General features: G+C 44.7%; 12 protein-coding genes and 1 pseudogene. 6 read left to right on the plus strand and 7 right to left on the minus strand.

Going from position 1 to position 10,919, the window contains the following annotated elements:
* Positions 1 to 43 precede the first annotated feature (43 nt).
* From EO95_RS14360 to EO95_RS18530, 6 genes are all read left to right on the plus strand, one after another.
* Positions 44 to 742, plus strand: a complete 699-nt coding sequence (locus EO95_RS14360) for a flavodoxin family protein (RefSeq protein ID WP_048135756.1) — start codon at positions 44 to 46, stop codon at positions 740 to 742.
* 229 nt (positions 743 to 971) lie between these two features.
* Entirely contained in the window at positions 972 to 1,607 is a 636-nt protein-coding gene (gene afpA / locus EO95_RS14365; protein ID WP_048135759.1) for an archaeoflavoprotein AfpA, read from the plus strand.
* A 53-nt stretch (positions 1,608 to 1,660) separates the two neighbouring features.
* Positions 1,661 to 2,167, plus strand: coding sequence for a ferritin family protein (locus EO95_RS14370; protein ID WP_048135761.1), 507 nt, complete (start codon positions 1,661 to 1,663; stop codon positions 2,165 to 2,167).
* 25 nt (positions 2,168 to 2,192) lie between these two features.
* Positions 2,193 to 3,401: an FprA family A-type flavoprotein gene (locus EO95_RS14375; RefSeq protein ID WP_048135763.1), complete on the plus strand. Its 1,209-nt coding sequence runs from the start codon at positions 2,193 to 2,195 to the stop codon at positions 3,399 to 3,401.
* Positions 3,402 to 3,691: 290 nt separating this feature from the next.
* A complete protein-coding gene (locus EO95_RS17735; RefSeq protein ID WP_156161186.1) occupies positions 3,692 to 3,835 on the plus strand; it encodes a hypothetical protein in 144 nt (47 codons plus the stop codon).
* A 125-nt stretch (positions 3,836 to 3,960) separates the two neighbouring features.
* Positions 3,961 to 4,083 carry a hypothetical protein gene (locus EO95_RS18530; protein ID WP_268767914.1) on the plus strand — a complete coding sequence of 41 codons (123 nt, stop codon included), beginning with the start codon at positions 3,961 to 3,963 and terminating at the stop codon, positions 4,081 to 4,083.
* A 182-nt stretch (positions 4,084 to 4,265) separates the two neighbouring features.
* Here EO95_RS18530 and budA read toward each other — a convergent pair whose 3' ends face one another.
* The 7 genes and pseudogenes from budA to EO95_RS14410 form a co-directional block, all read right to left on the minus strand.
* Positions 4,266 to 5,132 carry an acetolactate decarboxylase gene (gene budA, locus EO95_RS14380; protein WP_082106069.1) on the minus strand — a complete coding sequence of 289 codons (867 nt, stop codon included), beginning with the start codon at positions 5,130 to 5,132 and terminating at the stop codon, positions 4,266 to 4,268.
* A gap of 500 nt (positions 5,133 to 5,632) precedes the next feature.
* Complete coding sequence (locus EO95_RS14385; RefSeq protein WP_235283040.1) at positions 5,633 to 6,277, minus strand: cyclase family protein; 645 nt, start codon at positions 6,275 to 6,277, stop codon at positions 5,633 to 5,635.
* A gap of 117 nt (positions 6,278 to 6,394) precedes the next feature.
* Complete coding sequence (locus EO95_RS14390; protein ID WP_048135766.1) at positions 6,395 to 7,390, minus strand: isocitrate/isopropylmalate dehydrogenase family protein; 996 nt, start codon at positions 7,388 to 7,390, stop codon at positions 6,395 to 6,397.
* A gap of 132 nt (positions 7,391 to 7,522) precedes the next feature.
* Positions 7,523 to 8,083 (minus strand): manganese efflux pump MntP family protein, encoded by a 561-nt coding sequence (locus EO95_RS14395; protein WP_048135767.1) that lies wholly within the window; start codon positions 8,081 to 8,083, stop codon positions 7,523 to 7,525.
* A 174-nt stretch (positions 8,084 to 8,257) separates the two neighbouring features.
* Positions 8,258 to 9,130, minus strand: a complete 873-nt coding sequence (locus EO95_RS14400; protein WP_048135769.1) for a hypothetical protein — start codon at positions 9,128 to 9,130, stop codon at positions 8,258 to 8,260.
* A 153-nt stretch (positions 9,131 to 9,283) separates the two neighbouring features.
* Positions 9,284 to 9,781, minus strand: coding sequence for a homoaconitase small subunit (gene hacB / locus EO95_RS14405; protein WP_048135770.1), 498 nt, complete (start codon positions 9,779 to 9,781; stop codon positions 9,284 to 9,286).
* A gap of 171 nt (positions 9,782 to 9,952) precedes the next feature.
* Positions 9,953 to 10,919 (minus strand): annotated as a pseudogene (locus EO95_RS14410) (oligosaccharyl transferase, archaeosortase A system-associated); the annotation flags it as partial.

A 10,919-nucleotide genomic window follows, 5' to 3' on the forward strand; every position in this document is an offset into this window, starting at 1 on the left:
ATTTTAGATACTTAGCTTTTATAAGAAATACAGGCGAGGGGACATGCAAGAAACCGAAACCAAACCAATAAGGATTCTGGGAATATCGGGAAGTCCCAGGAATATGGCGACTGATTTTCTGGTTCAGGAAGCCCTGAGGATTACAAAAGAGAAATACGGTGCAGAGACTGACTATTTCTCCTCCAAAGGGAAAAAGTTAAACTTCTGCATCCATTGTGATTTTTGTGTTAAGAAAAAGGAAGGCTGCGTCCATAAAGACGATATTGCGGCTGAGCTGTACGACAAAATGATCTGGGCAGATGCCTGGATTATAGGCACTCCTGTCTATCAGGGAACCGTAAGCGCCCAGACAAAAACGATTATGGACCGCTGCAGAGCTGTCGTCGCCAGAGACCCAAAGGTCTTTTTAAATAAGGTCGGAATGGGAATAGCGGACGGAGGGGACAGGATAGGCGGGCAGGAGCCTGCTATCCAGACTATTCTTAACTTTTATGTAATTAATGAAATGATCCCTGTTGGAGGGGGTTCCTTTGGAGCAAACCTGGGAGGGACCTTCTGGTCAAAGGATAAGGGAGCAGAAGGGGTTTCAGAAGATTCGGAAGGTATGCGGAGCCTTAAAAAAACCCTTAAGAGGCTCATCCAGACAGCCCGACTCGTAAAGACAGCAGCTTCCGTAGAAGAGTCTGAAACCCCGGCACCCGAAAACCCTGGAGAAGAAGGTAAAAAGCCATCGCAGGACTGAAAACTCAGGATAAGCTGCACCTCTCAGGCAGATGAGACATAACTGGTCACTTAAAACCAGAGTTGGGCTTAAGGACAAACAGTAAATCAGGCTAATAGACAGAACTCAGGGAGATAGATAAATTAAGAAAGATCGGAAGTTTCAGGGGAATAATAGTTTAAGAAATCAAATCAATTAGAATAATGAGGGAATGCAGAGATTAGATTGAAACCTTAAGGAGGGTGTTATTTTGGTAGAACCGCTAAGCAAGAAAATTAAACGCATAGCATGGGGAATTACAGGTTCCGGAGACCAGATGATTGAGACCTATAGTATTCTGGTGGACATTAAGAACCAGACAGGCGTTGAAACAATGGTTTTCCTGTCCAAAGAGGGCGAAACCGTGATGAAATGGTATCACCTGTGGGACAAAATCCAGAACGATTTTCCTAACTTCAAAGTAGATGCAGGCCCCAACTCCCCATTCATTGCAGGCCCACTGCAGATGGGACATTATGATTTCCTGCTCATAGCCCCGGCAACTGCCAATACAGTGGCAAAAATCGTGTACGGGATTGCAGATACCCTTGTTACAAATGCGGTTTCTCAGACCGCAAAAGGAAAAACGCCTATTTTCATCCTGCCTGTGGACCAGAAAAGGGGAACTGTAAAAACTGCTGCACCCAGCGGGAGAGCATTTGAGCTAAGTATGCGCGAAGTAGATGTTACAAACTCGGAAAAACTTGCGCAGATGGAAAATATAACCGTACTTGCCAGTCCATATGAGATTTATGATTTATTTGGGCTTGAACGGCCTTCTGAAGATATAATCTTGAAAGTGAAAGAACAAAAGAAACACAAAGCAAGGAAAGAAATTGGAGATTAAACACTTTAAATTAGGGGAAACCTGAAAATCAGGTTCTAAGGGGGGTAAAAGGTATGAAGAGTTCATATCAGGATACAGTAGAGGAAGTAAGAAATCTTAAAGGGATTGAAGAAGCCATAGCTCTGGCAATCGAGAGAGAAATTGAAGCAAGGGACTTCTATCTGCAGAAGGCTACCTTAATGGACAACCCGAAATTCAAGGAACTCTATGAACACCTTGCAGGCGAGGAAGTAAAGCATATTGGCTACCTCGAAGGGTACCGTGATAAAAAAGAACTGCCCGCAATCAGCACGGAAGTCCCAAGTGGGCAGTCTTTCAGCCCTGAATTCGATGTCAGCCGAACAAAAGTGGGCGAGATCACCCCTGGAGATACAGGCATTCTTCTTGCAGCCATGAGACATGAGAGAAAGAGTGAGGATTTTTATTCGGAAATGGCAAAAAGAATCGAAGACGAGACTCAGAAAAAATTCTTTGAGATGCTGTCAAGGTACGAAAGAGGCCACTACGAGATTATTGACAGCTATCTTGAAAATGTAACTCAGTTCCGGATGCAGACCTGAAAAAAACTGAGAGGGCTGTGAGGATATGGAAATCGAAAAAACTGACGGAGCCGTCGAACTTGCCAGGGGAGTTTACTGGGTAGGAGCAATCGACTGGAACGGCAGAGACTTTCACGGGTTTACCACCCCTGGTGGGACAACCTACAATTCCTACCTTGTTGTTGGGGAAAAGACCGCCCTTATCGATACCGTAAAGGCTCCCTTTGCAGGGGAAATGCTCAGGCGTATTACCCGGATAATCGACCCTTCAAAGCTTGACTACATTGTAGTAAACCATATGGAACTTGACCACGCAGGTTCCCTGGCAGAGCTCAAAAAACAAACCGATGCAAAGATCCTCATTACAAGAAGGGGCGTCGACATCCTTAACGGCTACTTCAGAGACTCGGGCAGCGAGAACTGGGACCTTGAGGTTGTGCAGACCGGCGACCAGCTGGACCTTGGAGGCAAGACCCTCATGTTCCTGGAAGCCACAATGCTGCACTGGCCTGACAGCATGGAAACTTTCCTGAAAGAAGACAGGATCCTCTTCTCAAATGACGGTTTCGGACAGCATATAGCCACCTCAAAGAGGTATGATTTCGAAGTAGGGGATGTTATCCCGGAAGCTGCCGAGTATTATGCAAACATACTGATGCCATTTCACATGCCGCTTCTTCGCTTTCTGGGAATACTGGAAAACATGGGAATAGAGCCTCTGCAGATAGCCCCTTCCCATGGAATCATATGGAAACAGGACCTCAAAAAAATCCTTGAGGCATACAGGGCATGGGCTAATGGGGAAGTAAAGGAAAAAGTGCTTGTCATATACGACACTATGTGGGGCAGCACGGAAATAATGGCAAACGAGATTGCAGAAACTGTCCGGGAAGCGGGAGTTGAGGTCAAACTTCTTAATCTCCGGAAAAACACCCGGAGCCATATAATGGAAGAGATGCTCGATGCAGCTGCCTTTGCAGTGGGCTCACCGACCCTTAATAACGGAATATTTCCAACAGTCGGAGACTTCCTGGTATACATAAAAGGCCTGCGCCCCCAGAAGAAAAAAGCTGTGGCTTTCGGGTCATACGGCTGGGGAGGAGGAGCAGTAAAAACAATAGAACAGGAATTAAAAAATGCAGGAATAGAGGTACTGGAACCCGGACTGCAGGTAAGGTACAGGCCATATGAAAAAGAACTGGAGAAATGCAGAAAACTTGGAGAGCAGCTTGCAGCTCTTGCAAAAGAACAGTAAACCAGTTTCCCTCTAGTTTTTTATTTTAAACTCTTTTATTTTAAACTCATTTATTTTAAACTCTTTTATTTTAAACTTTTTTTATTTTAAACTCTTTTTTGAGGTACCCTTATTCTCCGGGGAATTTATCAGGAGGCTCTTTCTGACCCCCCGTTGGAGATATTTTCAGGCCTGGTAACCATATAGATTTTGAAAACTCCATCTCCTGGACTCCATCAAAAAATACTTTCACCCTGCTTGGCGGAGCTTAATAAATACTGAAGTAGTTTTTGGGAATAGAGGTGAATACAATGGAAGAGATATTCAGAGGACTGGTTGAACGCGCTCAGTACTATGAACAGTTTGAAAGCTTCAGAAACACCGACATTTCCGGACAGTTAGGGGATATACCGGGAATGAACCTGAAGATGAAAGTTTCAGTACCGAACATGTAAGGCCAGAATTGAGTTAACAATTGTATCAGAAATAGTAATCAGGATAATAAAAGCTGCAAGTTGTATCAGGAATAATAGTTGTATCAGGAATAGTAAATCAGGATAGTAAAAGCTGCAAACCCTCTATGAACAGGCGGAATGTTGAGATTAACTTCTCAACAAAAAAATCAGACAAAGATGAAAAGAAAGAAGAAATAAAAGAAAGAAAAACAGACCAAACATACCTAAAAATTTACAAGAAAAAATAAGGGCAAAACGGAAATTAAATTAAGAAGAAGTGAAGGAAAAAAGATAAAAATGGAATGTAAGTGAGGGGAAAGTAAAGGAAAAAATTAGCATAAGTAAGGAGAATAAAACAGAAATAAAAGGGGAAGGGGGGAAATTTCCCTTTAAAAAACGAAGGAAAGCATATAAAAGTGAAAGCTTGAGATCACTTCTCAACCTTTTCCATATCAGCCTGAAGGTCCTGACCCAGTTCCACGTCATAGAAGTCTCCGCTGGTGGGGAGTTCCATGAAGAATGCGCTGGTAATGTCAAGGGTAGCATCTCCGTTTTCCATCTCAAGGTCCAGGACATGCCCACCTGCATTTCGGTCCCCTGTAATGAAGTGAAGGTGATACCCCGGCACATTTACACCTTTCACGTATTCAGGGGCTCTGAATCCTACCAGTGTACCGCTTATGTTTTCAAATTCGAAGATCGACTGGGTGGATACAGCATCCGCAAGTTTTGGATATGGTTTTTCCTGTTTTGGTACGCTTCGTGCTTTTATGTAAGAGAAATTCCCGTCAACCCGGACCGCGTAGAAAAGGTTTTCCGAAGGCAGGTTAAGGTCAAGGAAGTCTTCAAGCTCGGTAAGGTTTACAGGCTCCTCAAACCGTAAAGTATCATCAGCTTCAAAGTAGGTGACAGTGGCAAAAGGAGTTGTCATTTCCCCGGATACAGGATAGGCAATTCCATCTGTTTTTATCTGATAGTAATTGCCATCAAGGGCGAGCATTTCCCCTTCGAGCCCGTCAAAGGTTCCTATACCAAAGTCCCCATGGGTTTCAAGTTCCGCAACTGGCAGAACCCCATCATAAACGCCCTGAAGCAGGGCGTCGATTGTTGAGACCTGATAGAGAACGTCAATTTCACTGCCGTGAATACCTGAAGCTGAGTCCGCATTGCTCCCAATATTGTCGGGTTTCTCAATATTACCGGATTTTTTGGAAAAGTCATCGCCATGACTGGTGCAACCGGAAACAAAAGTAACTGATAAAAGAATTAAAACAATCAAAAAACTTTTTTTATTCATGTATAGTCCTCACCGGATTTTTAGTAAGAATTCTTGTTATTGATATTATAAATTTTTTTAGTATACTTAGAGATGAACTTACAAACATTTAGGAAATTGAAGATAGAAGTTCTGTATGGGCAAGGGAATTAACTTGGTGATTTAGTTTTATAAGTTGAGTGTTGAGAGAGCCCGGCGTTAGGAACAGGTAGGAACAGTTCTCATTTTTTATAAATTAATGTAGGAGAGGTTCAAGTGGAATTGAACAGAAGTGAATAAGTCAGGAAGGAAAAAACAGTTATTGAGCTCCTCTTAATATTCAAAATTTGCTTCTTGAACCCTGTACTTCAAACAATTGATTCAGCCCCTGATTGTGAAAGCAATTCCGAAAACTCTTGTGGCTAAGAATAAAATAGCTTTTGGGATGAACTTATTAAGGACCGAAACAGGGAAAAAATAAATAAGAATTAAATAAAAAGAGAAGGATGGGAGAATAACTTTATATTGACCCTTTGAAGCAGTTATTCTCTTACCAGTATGACTCTGGCCGGAGCCCCGTCCGCGTCTATAAGAAGAGGCAAACCCAGAAACGTATATTCCCCTTCGTGAACGCCGGCAAGGTTGAGGCCTTCAAACAAAGTCATGTTATTGATAAGCAGTTCATGAACCTCGTCGTCCCCTTCAAGCTTTTTGACTCTGAGGTAGTCAAACCCCAGGGTCTTGACTCCTGCATCGACAAGGTATTCGGCTGCATCCATTTTCAGGTGCACGTAGTTCTCACGGAATTTCACGTATCCAAGGGTAGAGTTTCTGGTCTTGAGAAGCACTATGTCCCCAGGACCGATTTGAAACCCTTCAAGATCCTGCCTGTGGATCTCTTCTTCCACATGGACAAGGTCAAAAACCCTGCATTTCCCATAAAAGCTTTCAAGAGGCAGGGATGCAACTCCTTCTTTTCCGTCCCGAACATGCAGCCTTGAATCAACGTGCGTGCCTATGTGACTTCCCAGGGTCAGAATAGACTCATTTACCCTATCCTTCGGTATTGATGCATACCTCTCGATCAAAGGTTTCGGATTTCCGGGATATACAACCATCCCTTCAGTAATAAGCTGTGAAACATCGAAAAACTCTGGCAGAATAAAACCCCCGTTACTCTTAAGCAAAGCTTCCAGTTACTTTGCATAATAAAAAAATAGATGTAAAGGTATAAAAATACCCGCCTGAAGTAAAGGAAAAAGCCTTATTCAGCCTTATTTCAATGCAGTTTAGTTTCAACCAGCTTATTTCAGTGCATATTTCACATATTCTGCAACCGCATGCCCCACTTCCGCAGTTGTGGAAGTTCCTCCCAGGTCAGGAGTAATAATATTTTTCTGAAGCACATCGGCTATTGCCCTATCAATGATCGAGGCTCCGGGGTTGCCCATCCATTCAAGCAGCATCTTCACGCAGAGGATGGCAGCAAGCGGATTTGCTATGCCTTTTCCTGCGATGTCCGGCGCACTTCCGTGCACGGGCTCGAAGAAGGCGTATTTTTCCCCGATGTTGGCGCTCGGGACAAGCCCCAGGCTTCCGACAAGAGCCGCACACATATCACTCAAAATGTCCCCGAAGATGTTCGTTGTGACAACAACGTCGTATTTTTCGGGGCGCATCATAAGACTGTAAGCCATTGAATCAACCAGCGTGTCGCTGTACTCCACCCCATGTGAACTGGCAACCTGCCGGCAGACATCAAGGAAGAGCTTGTCGGACTTCAGGACGTTGGACTTGTGGACAATGGTCAGTTTGTTATTTCTCTGCTTTGCAAGCTTGCAGGCATATTCTGCAATCCTCTCAGAGCCTTTTCGGGTAACTACCCTCTTTGTCCAGGAAAGGTCAGGCCCTATTTCCTCGATCCCTGAGTACAGCCCTTCAGTATTTTCCCTTACAATGATAAAGTCGAAATCGTTTTTTCCGGTAACACCCTTTATGCCGGGGAGGGGTTTTACAGGCCGGACATTGGCATATAGGTCCAGTTCCTTCCTGATGGCAAGAAGCACACTTTTGTAATTAGGATCAGGCACAGTAGTGACTGCCCCGAAAAGGACTGCATCACACCCTTTTATGGTTTCTATGTCTTCTCCTGACATTGCAGTCCCGGTTCTTTCCCACCTGGCATAGCCCAGTTCCAGGGGCACTTTCTCAAGCTCAAGCCCAAAAGCATCAAGAACTTCCACAGCCGCAGGGATCACTTCCCTGCCAATCCCGTCACCTTCGATTACCGCCAGTTTCATGATACTGCATCATGGCTTGAAGTATATGAATCTGGCGTAACTGTTTAAGATTCCAACGTTGATCTTTTAGATCCAGAAAAAAGAGTTTTCAGATCCTGAAAACAGATTTTTGGGGTCCAGAAAAAAGAGTTTTCAGATCCAGAGCAGGTGTTCGGCCAGGATTTTCCCGCCAAGTCCTATAAGGATCAGGCCGCCAAGGACTTCAACTTCATGTTCAAAGAAATGCCCTATCCGGTAGCCGAGGATTGCCCCGAAGAAAGACATAAAAAAGGTCACGCAGCCTATGATAATAACGGGCTCAAGAATAGGTGTCTTAAGAAACGCAAAACTAATTCCAACTGCAAGAGCGTCTATGCTTGTTGCAACTGCAAGCAGGAAAAGCAACGAATAGTTAAGGGAACTTACCTTTCCTTCAGGGCTTCCGTAAAGTGCCTCATAAATCATTTTGCACCCGATAAAGGCAAGAAGCCCGAATGCAATCCAGGGGGCATAGTCTGAAACAAAGCCGCTTACTACGCTTCCCCCAAGCCAGCCCAGCACCGGCATGAAAGCCTGAAAGCCCCCGAAAAAAACAGCCAGCTTCAGGGCATCATTGAGCCTAAAAGGCCTTATCGTTGTACCGCTGGACATGGAAACTGCAAAAGCATCCATTGCAAGCCCGAGCGCTAAGAGGAAACTGGTTAGAAAAGACATTTATTACTCCATTTTCGTTTTATATAGGGTTTTCCGGGAATGTCAGATTTTCCGGGATTATAGAACCCCTAACACTTAAAGGTACCTGTAATGCACTTAAAAGTGATTGCAATGCACCTGAAAGACTCTTGAATAAATTTAAAGTTGTGGGGAGGGGGGGAGCTGAAACTATACTTACACTTTTTCCTCTGAACCTTTCCCCCTAAGCCGGTTCACAAGCTTCCGGACCGCTTCAACAACCTGGAATTCCGATGCCCCCCAATGGACAACAGCCCCTTCAAAGCCATTGATAGTGACAAGCCCTGATTTTTCAGACCTGCAGCAGCGCGTAATAAAGGATTTTGAGGGCACAACTATTTCGGACTTGAAAGGACAGATATTTACGAAGGAATAATCAAGCTCTGGAAAACGCATTTCAAAAAGGGTCTTTGAGATCTCACACCCTACGAGGAGGTGTCCGTTTTCGGTCAGCACGTCCGAGTCAAGGCATTTCCCCTCAAGCCCCGATGCGCTGCAGGGAAAAACTGTGTTTTCTCCTTCGAACTGCCTGAGGTCAATTATCTTTTCAGTAAACCTGACCTGCAGATCCCCGAAAATTCCGCTTGCTTCAAGCCTCCTTACAACCTGGGAAAGCCAGGACGGCTCCGGGGGAGCAACATCAAGGATCTCTATTTCAAGAATACTGGAGGGGTCAGGGTCATGGACAATTGTGACATGCCTGTCTACACCCGTAAAAATGACAGTGTTCACCTTCCCTGTGCAGAGCTCTAATGCGGTCTCGATCAGGAGGGAACGGTCTTTTATGTTTAATTCCCTGTCATACCTGACCACCTCATCTCCGGAGGCAAGCAGTTCGAGACTCTCAACCTTTCTGAGAAGCCCTTCTCCACTTTTAATTACATGGTAAACTGCATACTCAGAGCTGCCGGTTTCGGGATTTTCTCTTTCTTCGATCAGGTACTCCGTAAGGAAATAAATTAACTCTTCAGTGCCTGTGGGAAAGGCTTTTGTTACTCCCACATGTTTGTACTCATCAGGAAAAATCATAGGTATCGGCTGTTTGAGTAATTACTGGATCTGGTCGGCTTCTCGGACTCGACCCTGTTTCTTGCAAGTGATCTTGCTCAATCAAGTTCGTTACTGTATATTAAGCAATTATTATTCTTACTTAAGCAGTTATCATTTTTTCTTAAGCAGTTATTATTCATTCTGCTGGCTCTGTACTTTTTTTCTATGGGCAACAAGTCCGCCGTCTGTAAGCATATCGAGCAGGAAGTCAGGCAGTTTGTTTCCTCTGTACACCCCTTTTCCGGGAACTCGGACCTCGCCTTTGAGCAGGTCAACTTCGACCTCGTCCCCTTCCTGGCACTCAACATCAGCCTCCATCAGGGGCAGCCCCACGTTAATAGCGTTTCTGAAAAAGATCCTTGCAAAGGACTTTGCCACAACACAGGATACTCCCGCATACTTGAGCGCAAGGGGGGCCTGTTCCCGGGATGAGCCACAGCCAAAATTGTTTCCCGCGACTATGATGTCTCCCTCTTTCACCTTTTTAGCGAATTCAGGATCAATGCCTTCCATGGCATGGGCCGCAAAGACCTGCATGTCCTTGGTCCTCAGGTATTTCCCCGGGATAATCACATCGGTATCGACATCGTCTCCGAATTTCCAGACTCGGCCTATGATAGGGTTTTCCATCACAATTCACCTTTGAAGTAGGTTTTTTTAATAGTATATCTAAGTGGCGGATATGTGAAAGAAAAAAGTACAGTAAAAAAAGTAAAAATTGGAAGGAAAAGCAGATGTGCAGGAGGACCTGAACCGCACATCTTACTGTTTTAGACTTTAATTTTAACTGTGGGTCCTACTTTAGACCTTCACTTTTACTTCTTCTCCTTTTAACACGGCTTCTTCACTGACTCTTACTTCTGTAGTCGTATTCCCATAACTTACTACATAAGCACCTGCCGGAGCAGTATCGAACTGTGTTTCTCCAGGAATCGGTCCTTCTGTTGAATATGGAACTGTAAACTCATACCTGCCTTCAGAGTCCGAAGTTGTCGACTGGGAGTAGTCAAAGGTCCTTCCCTGGCCTGTTAGAATTGTCGTTTTTATACTAACCGTCTCGTTAGGGGCAGCGGTTCCTGTTACTTTTGCACCCTTGACGTATTCGAAAATCTTGACGTAGCCAGTATCTACCTCAGGGATGCTTCCTCCTAAAAGGAAGTTATAAACCTGTTTGTACACGACTTCCTGAGTCTGATATGCCCATGTCTCATGGACCATACGGTATTGCTTCAAGCCGTTTCCGTCCAGAATATGCAGCCTTGACTCCATCGAATTGAAGTAACGTGTAGAAGGAAGGTACTGATATTCATTTCCTGTCCAGTAAGACTGGTAGTATCCTTTGGTATCGAGAGTCCAGGCTGTCATCGCATAGAACTTGCCTGTTGCCATTTCGACGTCTGAGATTATATAACGGGCGCCGGCTTTATCGGGGTCAGGGTGGACGGCTTCAAGCACTGCACTTGCTTCTTCTTCTGATTGAGCTGTAAAGAACGTGGAAGAACCCGGCTGGTTCTCTTCTTCGATACTTCCTCTTCTGCCTCCGATTCCAGCCTGGAATGGATTTGCATTTGGTATTCTGTGCCCAATCGTTTCTATCCAGTGTCCATAGTCCCACCAGGACATGACTCCGTACACAGTATCCGGGTAATCGAAAAGTTCTCCGTTCTCAGGAGCTTCGTAAATTCCATTGTAGTCCATTCCCGGCTCAGGAGTATAAGATCGGAGCCACGTCTGTCTCTTATACACATCTGACGCTGCCGACGAATAG

This window comes from Methanosarcina sp. 1.H.T.1A.1, assembly GCF_000979295.1.
GTDB lineage: Archaea > Halobacteriota > Methanosarcinia > Methanosarcinales > Methanosarcinaceae > Methanosarcina.

Excerpts from the sequence above, each read along its gene's own strand:
- EO95_RS14375 (WP_048135763.1), top strand. The coding sequence starts at position 2,193 with ATGGAAATCGAAAAAACTGACGGAGCCGTCGAACTTGCCAGGGGAGTT.
- EO95_RS14370 (WP_048135761.1), top strand. The coding sequence starts at position 1,661 with ATGAAGAGTTCATATCAGGATACAGTAGAGGAAGTAAGAAATCTTAAA.
- EO95_RS17735 (WP_156161186.1), top strand. The coding sequence starts at position 3,692 with ATGGAAGAGATATTCAGAGGACTGGTTGAACGCGCTCAGTACTATGAA.
- EO95_RS14390 (WP_048135766.1), bottom strand. The coding sequence starts at position 7,390 with ATGAAACTGGCGGTAATCGAAGGTGACGGGATTGGCAGGGAAGTGATC.
- hacB (WP_048135770.1), bottom strand. The coding sequence starts at position 9,781 with ATGGAAAACCCTATCATAGGCCGAGTCTGGAAATTCGGAGACGATGTC.
- EO95_RS14360 (WP_048135756.1), top strand. The coding sequence starts at position 44 with ATGCAAGAAACCGAAACCAAACCAATAAGGATTCTGGGAATATCGGGA.
- EO95_RS14400 (WP_048135769.1), bottom strand. The coding sequence starts at position 9,130 with ATGATTTTTCCTGATGAGTACAAACATGTGGGAGTAACAAAAGCCTTT.
- EO95_RS14395 (WP_048135767.1), bottom strand. The coding sequence starts at position 8,083 with ATGTCTTTTCTAACCAGTTTCCTCTTAGCGCTCGGGCTTGCAATGGAT.
- EO95_RS18530 (WP_268767914.1), top strand. The coding sequence starts at position 3,961 with ATGAACAGGCGGAATGTTGAGATTAACTTCTCAACAAAAAAATCAGAC.
- budA (WP_082106069.1), bottom strand. The coding sequence starts at position 5,132 with ATGAATAAAAAAAGTTTTTTGATTGTTTTAATTCTTTTATCAGTTACT.